The 15206-nt window shown below is 42.4% G+C and carries 16 protein-coding genes; 12 read left to right on the top strand and 4 right to left on the bottom strand.

The features are described from left to right. Positions 1 to 98 precede the first annotated feature (98 nt). From V7K41_RS03755 to V7K41_RS03735, 5 genes are all read left to right on the top strand, one after another. Positions 99 to 887, top strand: a complete 789-nt coding sequence (locus tag V7K41_RS03755; protein WP_334845788.1) for an FHA domain-containing protein — start codon at positions 99 to 101, stop codon at positions 885 to 887. Between the two features lie 248 nt (positions 888 to 1135). Continuing rightward, positions 1136 to 1489 carry a hypothetical protein gene (locus tag V7K41_RS03750; RefSeq protein ID WP_334845787.1) on the top strand — a complete coding sequence of 118 codons (354 nt, stop codon included), beginning with the start codon at positions 1136 to 1138 and terminating at the stop codon, positions 1487 to 1489. Positions 1490 to 1567: 78 nt separating this feature from the next. Then, positions 1568 to 3079, top strand: a complete 1512-nt coding sequence (ycf46, locus tag V7K41_RS03745) for a stress-responsive protein Ycf46 (RefSeq protein WP_322729046.1) — start codon at positions 1568 to 1570, stop codon at positions 3077 to 3079. A 141-nt stretch (positions 3080 to 3220) separates the two neighbouring features. Next, a complete protein-coding gene (locus V7K41_RS03740) occupies positions 3221 to 3571 on the top strand; it encodes a DUF1257 domain-containing protein (protein ID WP_094350625.1) in 351 nt (116 codons plus the stop codon). A 193-nt stretch (positions 3572 to 3764) separates the two neighbouring features. After that, positions 3765 to 4361 carry a hypothetical protein gene (locus V7K41_RS03735; protein WP_334845786.1) on the top strand — a complete coding sequence of 199 codons (597 nt, stop codon included), beginning with the start codon at positions 3765 to 3767 and terminating at the stop codon, positions 4359 to 4361. A gap of 33 nt (positions 4362 to 4394) precedes the next feature. Here the strand turns inward: V7K41_RS03735 and V7K41_RS03730 are convergent, their stop codons facing one another. The 3 genes from V7K41_RS03730 to V7K41_RS03720 all read right to left on the bottom strand — a co-directional run bounded on the left by V7K41_RS03730 (position 4395) and on the right by V7K41_RS03720 (position 5214). Continuing rightward, positions 4395 to 4700, bottom strand: a complete 306-nt coding sequence (locus V7K41_RS03730; protein WP_334845785.1) for a retropepsin-like aspartic protease — start codon at positions 4698 to 4700, stop codon at positions 4395 to 4397. 58 nt (positions 4701 to 4758) lie between these two features. Further along, positions 4759 to 5022 (bottom strand): DUF5678 domain-containing protein, encoded by a 264-nt coding sequence (locus V7K41_RS03725; protein WP_334845784.1) that lies wholly within the window; start codon positions 5020 to 5022, stop codon positions 4759 to 4761. Between the two features lie 69 nt (positions 5023 to 5091). After that, positions 5092 to 5214: a hypothetical protein gene (locus V7K41_RS03720; protein WP_334845783.1), complete on the bottom strand. Its 123-nt coding sequence runs from the start codon at positions 5212 to 5214 to the stop codon at positions 5092 to 5094. A gap of 42 nt (positions 5215 to 5256) precedes the next feature. On the opposite strand from V7K41_RS03720, the gene V7K41_RS03715 reads away from it, so the two are divergent. Both V7K41_RS03715 and V7K41_RS03710 read left to right on the top strand, forming a co-directional pair. Next, positions 5257 to 6441, top strand: a complete 1185-nt coding sequence (locus tag V7K41_RS03715) for an AbrB family transcriptional regulator (protein ID WP_334845782.1) — start codon at positions 5257 to 5259, stop codon at positions 6439 to 6441. Positions 6442 to 6677: 236 nt separating this feature from the next. After that, positions 6678 to 7493, top strand: coding sequence for a DUF1838 domain-containing protein (locus V7K41_RS03710; RefSeq protein ID WP_334845781.1), 816 nt, complete (start codon positions 6678 to 6680; stop codon positions 7491 to 7493). A gap of 119 nt (positions 7494 to 7612) precedes the next feature. On the opposite strand, the gene glsA is transcribed toward V7K41_RS03710, so the two are convergent. Next, positions 7613 to 8584, bottom strand: a complete 972-nt coding sequence (glsA, locus tag V7K41_RS03705; protein ID WP_334845963.1) for a glutaminase A — start codon at positions 8582 to 8584, stop codon at positions 7613 to 7615. A gap of 890 nt (positions 8585 to 9474) precedes the next feature. Between glsA and V7K41_RS03700 the strand changes: the two genes are divergently transcribed. The 5 genes from V7K41_RS03700 to V7K41_RS03680 all read left to right on the top strand — a co-directional run bounded on the left by V7K41_RS03700 (position 9475) and on the right by V7K41_RS03680 (position 15197). Then, on the top strand, positions 9475 to 10578 hold the full coding sequence (locus tag V7K41_RS03700; protein ID WP_334845780.1) for a septal ring lytic transglycosylase RlpA family protein: 1104 nt from the start codon (positions 9475 to 9477) through the stop codon (positions 10576 to 10578). 228 nt (positions 10579 to 10806) lie between these two features. Next, positions 10807 to 12414 carry a bifunctional pantoate--beta-alanine ligase/(d)CMP kinase gene (locus tag V7K41_RS03695; RefSeq protein WP_334845779.1) on the top strand — a complete coding sequence of 536 codons (1608 nt, stop codon included), beginning with the start codon at positions 10807 to 10809 and terminating at the stop codon, positions 12412 to 12414. Positions 12415 to 12920: 506 nt separating this feature from the next. Beyond that, on the top strand, positions 12921 to 13523 hold the full coding sequence (locus tag V7K41_RS03690; RefSeq protein ID WP_334845778.1) for a superoxide dismutase: 603 nt from the start codon (positions 12921 to 12923) through the stop codon (positions 13521 to 13523). Positions 13524 to 13784: 261 nt separating this feature from the next. After that, complete coding sequence (locus V7K41_RS03685) at positions 13785 to 13991, top strand: hypothetical protein (protein WP_099099470.1); 207 nt, start codon at positions 13785 to 13787, stop codon at positions 13989 to 13991. 69 nt (positions 13992 to 14060) lie between these two features. Further along, a complete protein-coding gene (locus V7K41_RS03680; protein ID WP_334845777.1) occupies positions 14061 to 15197 on the top strand; it encodes an AIR synthase related protein in 1137 nt (378 codons plus the stop codon). Positions 15198 to 15206 lie beyond the last annotated feature (9 nt).

The following is a 15206-nucleotide window of genomic DNA, read 5'->3' as shown; positions in this document are numbered from 1 at the left end:
AGCGCTCATTAAAAATTAAATATTCTTTCAGGATATTTACTATTCTCTTTTTATCTCTCAGTAGAGAAGCTTGTAAAGAGTGCTTTATCACACAAATTATGTACAGTGCATCTCAGACAGCCGACCCAACTTTGGAGCTTTTTCACTTCCAAACCAACACATCTTTGCAATTTCCGCCAAATGTTTCTGTAATTTGCATCGGTAAGCCAAACGACCAAAAACCACCAGATATTGATATTTCTGGCTTACCAGATTCGGATGTGGTATCTCGCATCCACGCGCAAATTTGGGTGAATGGGGATGAATACCATATCACCGATTTGGGCAGTTCTAATGGTACGTATGTTAACGGTGCGAAACTTCAACCTCAAGTTTTTTGTCCATTGCATCCTGGAGACAGAGTTTCGTTTGGGCAGGGAGACAAAATAACTTTCATGTTTAGGGTGCAGCACTCTGCATCTGCCACAAAAAATTCCACACCAAACTCCGCACCAACAAAAATTACAGTGCCTACCATCGGTAAAGAAGAGGAAAATCAAGTAATCTTTGCCAGTAAGCTTATTGGCTTAGGACTAATCCTAGCAGGGATTACATTTTTAAGTACAAGCATTTATGTCAGTGTTTATTTACGTAGCACACCTGGAATTTTGCTGTGTATGGGAGGTGTAGTAGCTCTGAATTGGGGTGGGCGCGATAATCGGAAACTGGGATGGGTGTTGATTGGGATAGGAATTGCTCTGTTTATTGCCAGTGGTGTTGTAATCGGCTCAGTGTCACTTTTTTCTATGCTAGTGTCATTCGCTGGCATCTCCTGTGGATATCAGTTGTTTACAACCGGAAAGGTGTTCAACTTTAATCCGCTTACGCTCCAAATAATTAAAAAATAAGCCAAGTCAGGCAATTATTGGTTGATCGCTAATTTCCATCAAGGTTTTGGGTTTTGAGTGCGTAAGTCCTGATTAATTCTGAGAGGTTTGTAGTCAGGGATCTATCGCTCAATTAATAAATAGCATTTCAGACAGATGATGTAAATAAATGTAACGAAACTGCCGTTAAAACGTTTTGCCGTCTTGACAAGAAATAAAAGAACCGATAACTTGATATACATACCCGGGTAAGACCGTTAAAGAGTTATATGCAAACGCAAACTAAGCAAAAGGTCACTTTGTATTTATCGCCAGAGTTGCACAGAAGACTGAAGATTCGTTCAGCAGTCGATTCCGAGCCAATGTCAGAACTTGCCGAACGTGCCCTTGGTTTTTACCTATCCAATCAAGAATTGGTTGAGGAGTTAGAAGATTCTTCTTATGGGCGGACTCATAGAGTTTATTCATGTCCCACTTGTGACAGCTCGCTAGTCTTACGTGATGGGGAACTGGTTGCTTTAGGCAATCAACCAGGACTAGTTGGTCAAGAGCATCTTTCTCTTGATGAGATGGATGAAGATGAAACCAATCCCAAGGGTGAGGAAGAGTTAGTTCCTTGCTAGATAGATATTAATGATTCGGTTGTCTTTACCAGAAGCAATGTCTCTACTGTCTCTATAAGGTCTCAAGTAGGTCGAAGTATGAACGAAGAGCTCAAGATCCTAATTCAAGCTCAATACCCTTTAATCTACCTTGTTACCTCCGAGGAAGAGCGGGCCGAGCAAGCAATTTCCACAATCGCCCAGTTGTTAAAGCCCCAGCGCCGAGTATTTGTTTGGACAGTAACACACGGGATTGTTGAGTATGGTCAACCCCGGAATGTCACCCAGCATAATACCGTGTCTCCAGAGGCGGCGATTGAGTGGATCATCCGGCAGAAAGAACCAAGTATATTTATTCTTAAAGATTTACATCCCTTTATAGATGCGCCTGCAACTAACAGATCGTTACGTGATGCGATCGCTAGTTTCAAAGGTATGCAAAAGAACATCATTTTGATGTCTCCGATGCAACAAGTACCTATAGAACTGGAAAAAGAAGTTGTTGTTCTCGACTTTACATTGCCAGATATGGCTGAGTTGAATAAAGTCTTAACTCACCATATAGAGCAAAATCGTGGTCGGCGACTGACAACAGAAGCCAGAGAAAAACTTCTCAGAGCTGCTTTAGGTCTAACTAAAGATGAAGCTGAGAAAGTCTACCGTAAGGCACAGGTAACTAAAGAGCGTTTAACGGAAGATGAAGTAGACATCGTTTTATCTGAGAAAAAGCAACTCATTCGGCGCAATGGCATCTTAGAATACATTGAAGAAGATGAAACTATTGATGCTGTAGGTGGCTTAGAAGAGTTAAAAAGATGGCTCAAGCAACGCTCTAACGCTTTTACAGAAAGGGCAAGAGAGTATGGTTTGCCTCAACCAAAGGGAATGTTAATTTTAGGAGTTCCCGGTTGCGGTAAGTCATTAATTGCTAAAACTACTTCCCGGCTGTGGGGTTTACCACTGTTGCGGTTAGATATGGGGCGAGTCTACGACGGCTCAATGGTGGGACGAAGCGAAGCAAATCTGCGGAACGCCCTGAAAACAGCAGAATCTATTTCCCCAGCGATTTTGTTTATCGATGAATTAGATAAATCCTTTGCTGGTAGTGGAGGTTCCTCTGATTCTGATGGGGGGACTTCAAGTAGAATCTTCGGCTCTTTCCTAACCTGGATGCAAGATAAGAAATCACCAGTGTTTGTGATGGCAACAGCCAATAGAGTAGAACGCTTACCTGGCGAGTTCTTGAGGAAAGGACGCTTTGATGAAATTTTCTTTGTCGATCTGCCAACACCGGAAGAACGGCAGCAGATTTTCAATATTCATCTGACCAAACGCCGTGAAGACATATCTCGATTTGATCTTGAGCAATTAGCCAAGATGTCTGATGGCTTTTCTGGGGCAGAAGTTGAGCAAGCGATCGTTGCGGCAATGTATGAAGCTTTTGCCCAAGATCGGGAGTTCACCCAACTAGATATTATTGCTGCACTGAAGGCAACCTTGCCGCTGTCTCGAACGATGCAAGAACAAGTAACGGCTCTGAGAGATTGGGCCAGACAGCGCGCACGCCCCGCAGCATCCTCCGTAGCTGAATATCAGCGAATGGAGTTTTAAAAGCTTTCCTCTGCCATCCCAGGGGGAAAGGCTAGCAGAAAATGCTAGCAGTTATAAGAAAAGCCGCATCCTGTTAAGCGCGGCTTCGCCCAAAACAAACCGTTGTCGTTTTTCTCAATCTTCTCATTGGAGGAAACCCAAATGTCTCACTTTAGCACCCTGCGTACCAAAATCACCGATGCCGAAATCCTCAAGGCTTCCTTGCGCGACCTCGGTATCAGCGTAAAGACTGAAGCTGATGTCCGTGGTTATAACGGTCAGCGTGTCCGTTCTGACATCGTTGCCGTGTTGGAAGGCGAATATGACCTCGGCTGGTCTCGCAATGGCGATGGTTCTTTTGACCTAATCGCTGACCTGTGGGGCGTTGCTAAGAAGCACAACCAAACCGAGTTGATCAACTCAATCAACCAAAAGTATGCTGTAAACAAAACTTTGGCTGAAGTGAAACAGCGCGGTCTGCAAAACGCCAATGTGAAGTTGGTATTGCAATAACAATTTCTCTGCGCGTTCCCAAAGCTGCACGGGTTAACCATATAAATAGCGGTTAGCCCGCTTTTTTATCGGGACTGAGATATATTTCTCAGTCCTGATTTTTTATCAGTCTTGGCACAGATAATAAGCTTGGCAGACCTGTTGCATTTATTTAATCTGCATGGCCTAGATATACAAAGCACTCAAAGAATGAATGGGGCTTCCTAAAAAAGGAACACGGACAATCTCTGTACATGAAACAACTTATAAGTGGGTTGTTTCACCTGATAGTGGCTATATGTGGCTAATCGTTGAGCAAAAGAATACTCAAGGACAGCGACTGATTGCCGGATTCAAATACCATAATACTTACGTTCATGATGAAGCTGGAAATTGGCGTTGTTTCGTACAGCAACGTTCAATCAGTCCTTCTCTGGTGAAATCAGTTATTTTGTTAGCTTTAAAACGCGGGTGGAAACCGACACAGCGTGGGTTAGGAGCTTTTAGCTTTTGGGCTGACGAGGAGTTCCCGATCACTCAATTATCGATATCACCAGGTATTCCCCTTCAAGAAATTGCCTGGGAGATTGTCAGTGAGCTGAGATACGACATCAGCATGGACGCGAATTGGCGTTATCGATTATTCCATGCTTCTATTAAGCAACGATTTGATATTCCTTTTGAAAATGAATATGGGCTAAAGTTTGCAGCATTTCTTGATGGTTGGACAGAAAATGGTTTTTGGGTCATCGGTATTGAATCAATAAATTTTCCACATATTGTGATGTACACAACCAATGGTGTTTTATAGATGTTGTTTCCGGTTAGCCCGTTTTTTATAACTTCAAATCTCACGCCATGTAAAAATAATTTGCTCCTCAGCCTGCCTAAATTCAATATTAAATTTATCAAATACAACTTCTCGCCCTAAAAGCAATTGTTCTCCGCCTGTATTGGTTTGTAACCATGCTACAGGAGTAATCAGATTGTGTTCATCAATTGTCATTTCGACATTGCGTAAAACGTACTCAACTCTGCCACCTATCGTTTCTGCCAACAAAGTTGATTCTGAATCAGCTAAAGCATAGCCTAAATCTTGACCAACTTTTAATGAAATTAAACTTAATTCCGCACCAGAATCTACTAACATTGTTGTATTAGATTCTATATCTCCGTGTTTTAAAATAACCCTATAATTTGGTTGACAATTATGGTGAGCGACGGTGCGGAAGCGAATTGGTAAAATTTAGTTCTATAGAAGCAGTGCGACGCGGAACTAGGTAAATTAAAAAAGGCTGTTTTGCAGCATTAGCTAATGCTAAAACTTCGCGTAAGTTTTCGCAGTGAGCAATTATTCCATTTGCATTGTAAGCGATATATTGATTTTTATACAAATCTAATAACATCTGGCGGTTACGATTTAACCACTTGAGTATTTCATCTGTTTCTCTTTTAGAGGGAGTTGTGTTCATATATTTAATGTTGTCCGTGGATGTGGAATATCTCTAACACTATTTTAATTGTCTGGTGCAAGAGGTGAGCTAACAAACCTGACTTAAATTTAAATCTAAAATAAACTCACTAGTAGAACCAAACCCTACACCTGTAACATTTTGCTTATTTCTGGTAATGTGTAATGGGCGATCGCATCGCTGGAGATCCACTTTCGCACCTATAGCTTAGACTTAAAAAAAAGCTTAGTATCGATGAACCAAAGTCTAAGTGGTACTCCCAGCCTGGAAAAACACACTCATGAAAATCTTGTTGTTACCAAACAACAGCTATTTAAAAAGCAACTAATTGTCCTTACCTTGGAAATGCTTCTGGCATTACCTCTGGGTTTACTCCTGGCAAAGTTCCAAATTGGCAGGATTGCCTGGATATTTGGTGGGATTGCGGCTGGTACATTAGTTCTCCAAGGGTGTCGAATTTTTTATCAATATTCCCCCCAACCTAACCGTACTGCTAGAAAAGTCGGAATGGCACTTGTAGGCTTAACTGTTGGCGCTTCCAATACTCATGCTAATCTAGCGAGTGTTGCTTCTAGTATTCCCATATTTATTTTTCTTACCTTGTTTTTGCTGCTGAGTGGAAGCTGTATTGGTTACATTTATTCCCGCGTCAGCAAAATCAATCTGCTTACAGCAATGCTGGCTACAGTTCCTGGTGGTGTAGGAATTATGGCAGCGATCGCTGCCGATTACAATAAAAATGTTAGCTTGGTTGCCCTAGTTCAGGCGATTCGTGTCACCTCTGTAGTTGTTCTAATTCCCTTCATCGCTAGGACATCAGCTGGTAATTATTATCTGCAAACACTCCCAATCAACGCTGCTTGGCTCAATTTCGATCCATCTCAACTAGAATTACTCTTGTTAGTACTCCTAATCACTGGATTAGTAGTTTATCCAGCTATATTATTTAAAATTCCTGCTGGCGATTTCTTTGGTGCATTGTTGATTGGGATTGGGTTTAATCCTTTGCTACATTGGCTGCCTTTTGTGGGTGATATTAGCTTTAGTCCGCCGCCTTTAATTAACTTATTGGGTCAAATGATCCTGGGAATTACTATTGGTGAATATTGGGGAGACAAACCCAACTTTAGAAAGCGGACTGTCGCCTATGCCTTAATGTCTGTAGGGATGACTCTTGTAGCCGGAGCGATCGCTGCTATACTTGCGATGCAATTAACCTCTTGGGACTGGTTAACCTGTCTGTTAGTCACAGCACCAGGAGGATCGGCAGAAATGATCCTGGTTTCCCTGGCATTGAATCATAATGTTGAAATTGTCACAACTGGTCATTTGGTGCGACTAATTGCGATTAATAGTTCTCTACCGCTTTGGCTGTTTCTGTTTCGCCGTCTGGATGAGCAACTTTCTGAACCAGTTTAATTGATAAAGGCATGGGGTATTGGGGATTGAGCAAAAGAGTAGAGTTTTTATGCTTCTTCATGAGTATCAAAGACTCGTTAACAGATTTCAAAGACTCATTCACGAGTATCAAAGACTCATTAATAGAGTTCAAAATATATTTCTTATACCTCTCCCCTACCTTTTAACTTCTAAAGATGCAACTTGAATGCTGGTTAGCTTATCCTTTTGTTATCCAAATACGAAGGATGCTTTAGATGGTTGCCCAAATCCAAGAACTTGAAGCCCAGCACTGGGTTAAAACTCGTTCTTCTCTCGACCCTACCGAATCGACTTTCCTGATTTGGAAAGGTAAAATTTACGCCTTTATCCCCGGTGAAAAAAGACAACTCCTGTTTAAGATGCTGGGATTGAGCGTTAGCCGATGTATTCCCACAACAGAAGGTAGCTGGGATTTTACTTCTAGGGAATTGACTTACTACCTCAACCCCAAAACAGATGAAATCTTACCCAAATGGGAAAATCCTTGGACAGGCGAGACAGTTCCGGTGATTCACGTTGCCAATAATCCTGTACAGGGAAAGTTTGAGGGAAATTTCCCCGCACAAGTAGATGGTGACAGTACAACCTTCGTTTTTGATATATTTCCTTATTACCCCAATCCCTTAGTAGACGATCGCAAATTTGCCGAATACAGCCCAAATCCAATTTATCAGGCAGCGGAATTGTTTAAATTAACAGTGCCAACCGCAGATTTATTCAACCCAGCACTTAAATCAGTTTCTCAACTCAAACTGAGTTGGGATCGGATTGGTCAATGGCTTCCCTGGATGAAAATGGGCGATCGCCCCGGTCAACTTATCTATAGTGCTGTTGGCAGTAAAGTCAATGGTTTAACAGAACTCCCCCCAGTGCTGCAAGACGAAATTAATAACCGTATTCCTTTATATAAACAAGCTCCAAAAGCATTGATAGATGGGGAAGATATGACTTCCTGGCTGTACTTCCAAAAGCACTTTCAAGCTTACTTAGCTGGTGAAATTTTCCCACTACCGCAAGCAGAAGAGTTCTGAGTGCTAGCGGTAGTAGAGCGTTTAACTCCTGCTGTTAGCGGATAGCTAGGGTTTAGCCCGTGATGAGTTGGGAGTTGGGAGACAGTATTTATTCTCCCCTCTACCCAATGCCTTGCAATTCACTCTTGACCTGAACAATCAAATAGATGTAAACCTAACCGTTGGGAAAGTTCTTCACAAACCTTTACCCCCCGCACACTATTACCACGCACATCCAACAAGGGTGAAAAAACTCCAATGCCTATCTTATTGGGTACAACCGCAATAATCCCACCACAAATACCGCTTTTCGCCGGAATCCCAATTTTATAAGCCCACTCACCTGCAAAGTTGTACATCCCGCAGGTATACATAACACTCAGAATATCTTTAATGTAACGCTTATCTACCGCCTGTTCTTTGGTGATGGGGTTAATACCTCTGTTCGCAAGCGTAGCCGCCATCACCGCTAAGTCTTGACAATTCACCATCACAGCACACTGCTGGAAATAAAGATCCAGCGCCTCTTCAATGTTTCGGTCAATCATGCCAAAGTTGAGCATTAAATGCGCCATTGCGCGGTTACGATGTCCTGTACTGCGTTCTGAGGTAAAAACTGAAATGTCAACGAATACGTCGTGCCCAATATATCGGCGAAACATATCCAGCATTCGGTTGAGGCGTTCGGTAGGGCCGGAACCTTTGATTAAGCTAGTGGTGGCGATCGCCCCTGCATTTACCATTGGATTATAAGGTCGCTTCGATTGCTCATCCAAAATAATCGCGTTGAATGCATCCCCCGTCGGTTCCACGCCAACTCTAGTTAAAACATAATCCAGTCCATGATCTTCTAAGGCAAGTCCATAAGCAAACACCTTAGAAATTGACTGAATAGTAAAAAGTTGTTCGTAGTCCCCAACTTTGTAAACCTGACCATCTACTGTCACAATGCAAATGCTGAACAAATCCGGGTTTGCCTTTGCCAGTTCAGGAATGTATTTTGCGACTGCACCCTCCCCCAATGACTTGTACTGGGAATGCAACTCGTTGAGAACAGCTTTTAATGGCGATGGTTCTATTTCTAAATCTCCTTGATTTGTCATTAGGCTGATGGCATTTCCCAAAATACCTACTATATATAGAAGGGGTGCAGCTGTACATCCCTACAGCTACAAAGATTTTGTCAAAAACAGTTTGCTCTCAAAAATCATACTTGAGTAATTACTGAGGTTAAAAAAAATGTGCTGTAATATATATTACTTACAATATCTGTTATCTAAGCGATCGCAAAGTTTTCTTAATTTTTAAGTCATTAATCCTGAAAAATATTGACTTGAGTATTGCCCTTTTTTTTATACTCAGCAATACTGTGATATCAAGTTATATTTATCACTAATATTAGTCTAGTTGTGGAGAATCAAAGTAATGATTGATGCAAGTAGAAAAAACTTTGAAAAAAGATATTAGACTCAAACTAATTTGCATAATTATTTAAGATGTAACTCTTATCACGACTTATTCATAGTTAAATCTAAATATTTCCTTAAATAAATAATTTCCGGTATTTATGCCGATGCTATTTAATTAAAGTTATATTATATGCTGAGAGCAAATAGCAAAAAACCATGTAATCTAGAATACACGAATAGTTGCGAGCCTTTACAACCGATGTGAATAGGGTATCGTCACTTTGGCGTGAAATAAACATAAAATTTTTTGAAGAAATTTTTGACTTACACAAAAAAGCGTTACATAGCCAAAGTCCGCTTTTGAGAAAGGTTTCGCCCTTCAAATTGGAATTGGAATTTGAGAAAGCGGGCAATAGTTACGCTAAAACCCTGATCCCCAAGCCAAAAGGTTCGTGTTAGTCTGTTGCAGTTATAAAGAACAAAGTGAAAACGGAATGAGTTCGAGTTTTTCAAATAGGGAAATCACTTTCATTAGTGAAAAATCCCGCAAGTTATAAAACTTAAGTTCTACAGTCGCTTTCAAAAACGGACGCATGAATCAAAGACATTTGTGGACTATTGTTGCCCTGTTTATGGCTGTTTTGGGAGTACCCTCAGTCGGTTGCACTCAAACCATCAAGGGAAATGCGCTAGCATCCCAAAAATCACCCGCCCCTGATGTCGTTAAGGTGGGAGAGTACCAATCAACAGCAGGGAAACAAACCTTGGATGCTGTGATTACAGAAATTCATCCTCACAACATTAGAGGACGTAAGGCGGCAACCCTTTTTATCAGAAATATACCTGTTCTCACCTTTTTAAGTTCTGTATCAAATACGAATCTTGAAACTAAAAAAGTTGGTGCAATTGACAATACTGGGGGCGTACAAGGGTACGCCCTTATTACTAGCAATTCATCAAATGTATTAAATACTGGGAACCTAACAGATGCGAGTAACCAGATTAACTCCGCTGATGATGACCCGGTTCAAATAGCTAGTGTAATAGCAGCTAAGATCAACCAGTTGAATCGGGAAAATGTGGACGGGAGTAAGATTACCGTTAGTTGGAAAGCTGGGGAAAAATCTACTGCTAATCAAGCGCAAAACAAAAGCGTCCCTGCCCAACAAGATGGCGATCGCTATGTAATCAAAATTAATGACGAAGAGTTGGTAGAAATCAACGAAGATACGCGATTAGCAGGTACTACCAACGATCTAGCGGAAGATGCATTGCAAGCAACCAATCGCCTACGGAGACTACTAGGCAATGCATCTCCCCTAAAAGAAATTGCGAATTTGCCAGTGCGTCAACCAGTATCAATACCAAAGCTGCCTCAACAGATTGCCGTCGGAGTAGTGCAAGCTACCTTGATAGGCATGGCTTCTTATTACGGCTATGACGGTTCTGGTAATCGTACTGCTAGCGGTCAGAGATTTAATCCAGAAGGAATGACTGCCGCCCATCGCAGCTTACCCTTTGGTACGCAAGTGCGTGTAACTAACACCCGTAACGGTCGTTGTGTGATAGTGCGGATTAATGACCGAGGCCCATACATTCGCGGTCGAATCATTGACCTGTCTGCTGGCGCAGCTCGGATTTTGGGAATGATGGGCAGTGGTGTTGCACCAGTACATATTGAAGTTTTGGGGAAATAATTATTAGGGACTGGGGACTGGTGACTGGGGACTAGGGCTAGGGGGAGAAGCAAGAATTATTGAAGAAGTCTCTCCTTTGTCTAGTACTAATCCCCAATGCCCAATCCCCAATCCCCAATTTCCAATCCCAGTTCCGTATCACTTAATTCCCCTAGTTAAATCAACTCTTCCCTCTATTTCGGATATAAACTAACGGGGGAGGGATCGATAAGAACTAGGGGTATTTTTGTGCGCCTGCTGACAACAGTCGCAGCTTTACGCTGCTATTTAACTAAACACTGCTCAGAAAACGAGCTGATTGCAGTTACTGAGGATCTGAGATTAGATGAGATGACTGCTTGGTATCAGACGGCAGTCGGTCTGGTGCCAACGATGGGAAATTTGCATCAAGGTCATTTAAGCTTAATCCAACGGGCGCGGCACGAAAATTCTACGGTGATTGTGAGTATTTTCGTCAATCCCCTGCAATTTGCTCCTAACGAGGATTATCAACGCTATCCTCGCACTTTAGAGCAAGACCAACAATTTTGCGAACAAGCTGGGGTAGATGCCATTTTTGCACCGACTCCGGAAGAAATGGCAGTTCCTCAGAAGAGTGTACAAGAATCAAAGGTTACACAAGTTATCCCCCCATCTGCTATGATAACAGGCTTGTGTGGTCGTTCTCGGCAAGGTCACTTTCAGGGTGTCGCTACGATTGTTACCAAACTTTTCAACTTGGTACAGCCTGACCGTGCCTACTTTGGTGAAAAGGATGGTCAGCAACTAGCAATTATTAAACGCTTAGTGGCTGACTTAAATTTGCCAGTAGAAATTGTTGCTTGTCCAACAGTACGGGAAGCGTCGGGTCTTGCCTTCAGTTCTCGCAATCAATATTTGACGGCAACGGCAAAAGAGGAAGCAGCGGTGTTATATCGGGGCTTGCGACGAGCTGAGGCTGCATTCATTGCAGGCGATCGCAATAGTAACAAGTTGATAGCAGTGGTACAGCAAGAAGTGGCAATGGTCAGCACGGTAAGAGTGGAATATATTGAATTGGTTGAACCGACTACGTTGATGTCTTTAGAAAAAGTTGAGGAGGAAGGAATGTTGGCGATCGCAGCTCGTCTTGGTGCTACACGTTTGATTGACAATATCATATTGCGCGATCGTCAACCCATTATCGCTATTGATGGCCCAGCTGGTGCTGGAAAATCCACAGTGGCGCGGCAAGTGGCAGCAAACCTGAGTTTAGTGTATTTAGATACAGGAGCGATGTACCGTGCTGTCACTTGGTTAGTACTGCAAAAGGGTATTGCTATTGACGATGAGTGTGCGATCGCCGAATTAACTAACCAGTGTAAAATTGAACTTACTCCCACCCAGGATTTACAATCGTCCGTGCGGGTTTGGATTGATGGCACTGATGTTACCCAGGTAATTCGCACCATTGAGGTAACATCTCAAGTATCGGCGATCGCGGCACAAAGCGCAGTCCGTCAAGCACTGGTTAAACAACAGCAAAGTTGGGGTAAAAGAGGTGGTTTAGTTGCTGAAGGTCGGGATATTGGTACTCACGTATTTCCCGATGCCGAAGTAAAAATCTTCTTAACCGCTTCTGTAAGTGAACGCGCCCGTCGCCGCCAGCAAGACTTTAACATCCAAGGTCAACCCGAAGTGAGCTTAGAGCAGCTGGAACACGACATTGCCGAACGTGACTGGAAAGATAGTACACGCAAAGTTTCGCCTTTGCAAAAAGCAGCAGATGCGATCGAAGTGCAAACTGATGGTTTGGACGTGTCTGAAGTCACGGCACAAATCGTTAACTATTACCAACAGCGTTTATCTCAGTGTTAATTACTGCTATTTGCTGTTAGTTTTTTAGTTTCAAAGGGTGGTGAGTGAGTGATTATTCATTTACCATCCTTAAAACTGTATTTAAAAACAAAAATATATAATTTGACTATTATCTATATCTATCTATATCTATTTAAAATCAAGCTCTGTCTTAAGGATTTTAGATGATTTCATACTTAAATTCATCTCGCTTTTGACTGATTTATTATATTACAATTAATCCTACTAAAGGTAGAAGTATGAAAGCTTTAATTGCTAAATGCTAATTAATTATTGGCCTTTCGCTATGAAATATTAGCCATTTTTATTTACAGTCATGAATTCCTAGTGATTTGACTTATCACCGAAGTACTTTGTTTTCGTCTTCACTTTGGTAGTAGAATGACGATGTTAAGTTTTATGTTCCAAGATCAAAAACATAAAACCTCTAAAAATAAAAGCTATTAATTTTCCAAACTTCTGCAATAGCTTAAAACTGGAAACCGGTAAAGAGAGGATTTTACACAATGGCATTTGTACAGCCCCCACTACCCTTTGAAAAGGATGCTCTAGAGCCTTATGGCATGAAAGCTGAAACTTTCGAGTATCACTATGGCAAGCATCATAAAGCTTATGTAGACAACCTCAACAAACTTACTGAAGGTACAGAACTTGCTGATAAGTCTCTGGAAGAGGTGATCAAAACTTCCTTTAAAGACTCCTCTAAGGTAGGAATCTTCAACAACGCTGCCCAAGTTTGGAACCACACTTTCTTCTGGAATTCCTTGAAACCACAAGGTGGTGGCACACCCACAGGTGAACTTGCAGCCAAAATTGACAAAGATTTTGGTAGCTTCGACAAATTCAAAGAAGAGTTCTCTAACGCGGCTGCAACTCAATTCGGCAGCGGATGGTCTTGGCTGATCGATGATGGTGGTACGCTGAAGGTGATCAAAACACCAAATGCAGAAAATCCCCTAGCTCATGGTCAGAAGGCACTCCTAACATTAGATGTTTGGGAACACGCCTATTACATTGACTATAAAAACGCCCGTCCAGCGTTCATCAAGAATTTCTTAGAAAACTTGGCCAACTGGGACTTTGCTGCTGAAAACTTGGCTAAAGCTTAACTAATTTCGGTTTTGAACTGAGTGCGATGCCTCTTAGTAAACTGCTTCTTACCTTTTGAGAATGGCAAAGCTAAATACGTCTACGCCGCTTGTGCCAGACTATGTAAAGTAGAAGTAATAAGTTAATTTACAAAAGTTGAAGCAGAAAGCCCAATAGGAAAGGGAGAAGTTTTTTTTAATTTCTCCCTTTTCTGTTTTCCAGTAGTGGGACAGACATCGCCTAAATAAAAGTAGTGACATGAAAATCAAAATATAAAATATATGGATAGCAAAGAACTAGCGCAATACATCGAAGCAACGAATAGCATCTCTAAACCTTGGGTATTGGTACAACTGCGTCTCAAAAAATTGCAAGAGCGTCGAGCCACCCTGACAAATGATGTTTATACCAAAGAATTAGAAGATATTTACCAAGACTTAATGAAATTGGGTGAATGGTGGCGTGGTATTGAAGATGAGGTATTTTAAAGTGAGGAGTTATGAGTTTTCCTAACTTTTAACTCCTAATTCCTAACTTCTAACTTAAAACGCAACCTGATGGCTCAAGCTCTCGATCAAGTCGATTACGATACTCTCGATGCTGCAAAACGACGCTTCATCGATGCTGCAAAACGCACACTTGGCTTTGCAAGCGCTTATGGCATCGTGCCCGCATCAGGTCTGGGAGCAAGTGCTAACGCTTTCAGCCTCAACCTTGCTCCGTTTCTGGAGGCCGGGGCTAGAGAACTTTCTATGACACTTGTCCCTGAAGGACTGGGCACAGCAGACGATACTCGACCTGACGACCTTTCCGAAGAAGAACTTCGACGATTCTGGTGGAATATTGGTATCAAGATCGTCTCGTGTCTGACGAACGATGCTGCAACTTCAGGTATGCAAACTATACTTCTCGGTCTTTATCTGCCGTCGAGTACTCCTGAAATAATTTTTACCCCCGCTTTCCTTGATGGGTTTCTGGATGGAGTCGTTGAGGGATGCAAACGAGTGGGGTGTGTCTATCTTTCAGGAGAAACTCCTCAACTAAAAACTAAGATGATTCCAGGGCGGCTCGACATCGCCGGCTCGGTTTTTGGGGTTATGCCGGCTGGTGTTGCTCCCATTGATAGCTCGCGTCTGGATGCCGGCAATACCATTGTTCTCGTCGAAAGTTCGGGGCCCCATGAGAACGGCTTTACCCCACTACGAAAGCTTGCTGAGTCGCTCCCTAATGGTTATAGAACAAAACTTCCAAGTGGGCAGGAGTTCTGGGAAGCAATGAATGCTGCGTCGTATCTTTATACGCCCCTTGTACAGACCGTGCTTAGTAAGGGAATTCGTCCCACGGCGATGGAGAATATCACTGGTCATGGCTGGCAAAAGCTGATGAGGTCGGTGAAGCCGCTTCGGTATGTCATTGAAACGATGCTCCCAGTACCAGAGATATTTACATTTGTTGAAAGTCATCTTGAGGGCGGGGCCGAGACGATGCTTTCAGTGTTCAATTACGGTGCAGGATTTGCATTCTATACAGAGTCAGAGCAGGATGCAGAGAGAATTGTCTTGCTTGCAAGAGAACATCAACTTTCGGCTGTGATTGCAGGAAGAGTTGAAGCGTATCTTTCCCGCGAGGTAGTGGTAGAACCCTTGGGAGTCACCTTGAAGGGAGATTCTTTTGGAATTGCGCGAGGGGTATAATGGGCGGCA

The sequence above is a fragment of the Nostoc sp. genome, from assembly GCF_036917415.1.
Classification (GTDB): Bacteria; Cyanobacteriota; Cyanobacteriia; order Cyanobacteriales; family Nostocaceae; genus Nostoc.
The sequence above is the reverse complement of the archived record's forward strand: the minus strand, read 5'-3'. Positions and strand labels throughout refer to the sequence as shown.

Coding starts and splice junctions, on each gene's coding strand:
- V7K41_RS03710 (WP_334845781.1), top strand. CDS start 6,678: ATGGTTGCCCAAATCCAAGAACTTGAAGCCCAGCACTGGGTTAAAACT.
- V7K41_RS03690 (WP_334845778.1), top strand. CDS start 12,921: ATGGCATTTGTACAGCCCCCACTACCCTTTGAAAAGGATGCTCTAGAG.
- V7K41_RS03735 (WP_334845786.1), top strand. CDS start 3,765: ATGGGGCTTCCTAAAAAAGGAACACGGACAATCTCTGTACATGAAACA.
- V7K41_RS03740 (WP_094350625.1), top strand. CDS start 3,221: ATGTCTCACTTTAGCACCCTGCGTACCAAAATCACCGATGCCGAAATC.
- V7K41_RS03750 (WP_334845787.1), top strand. CDS start 1,136: ATGCAAACGCAAACTAAGCAAAAGGTCACTTTGTATTTATCGCCAGAG.
- V7K41_RS03730 (WP_334845785.1), bottom strand. CDS start 4,700: ATGTTAGTAGATTCTGGTGCGGAATTAAGTTTAATTTCATTAAAAGTT.
- V7K41_RS03680 (WP_334845777.1), top strand. CDS start 14,061: ATGGCTCAAGCTCTCGATCAAGTCGATTACGATACTCTCGATGCTGCA.
- V7K41_RS03755 (WP_334845788.1), top strand. CDS start 99: ATGTACAGTGCATCTCAGACAGCCGACCCAACTTTGGAGCTTTTTCAC.
- V7K41_RS03685 (WP_099099470.1), top strand. CDS start 13,785: ATGGATAGCAAAGAACTAGCGCAATACATCGAAGCAACGAATAGCATC.
- V7K41_RS03715 (WP_334845782.1), top strand. CDS start 5,257: ATGAACCAAAGTCTAAGTGGTACTCCCAGCCTGGAAAAACACACTCAT.
- V7K41_RS03700 (WP_334845780.1), top strand. CDS start 9,475: ATGAATCAAAGACATTTGTGGACTATTGTTGCCCTGTTTATGGCTGTT.
- V7K41_RS03725 (WP_334845784.1), bottom strand. CDS start 5,022: ATGAACACAACTCCCTCTAAAAGAGAAACAGATGAAATACTCAAGTGG.
- ycf46 (WP_322729046.1), top strand. CDS start 1,568: ATGAACGAAGAGCTCAAGATCCTAATTCAAGCTCAATACCCTTTAATC.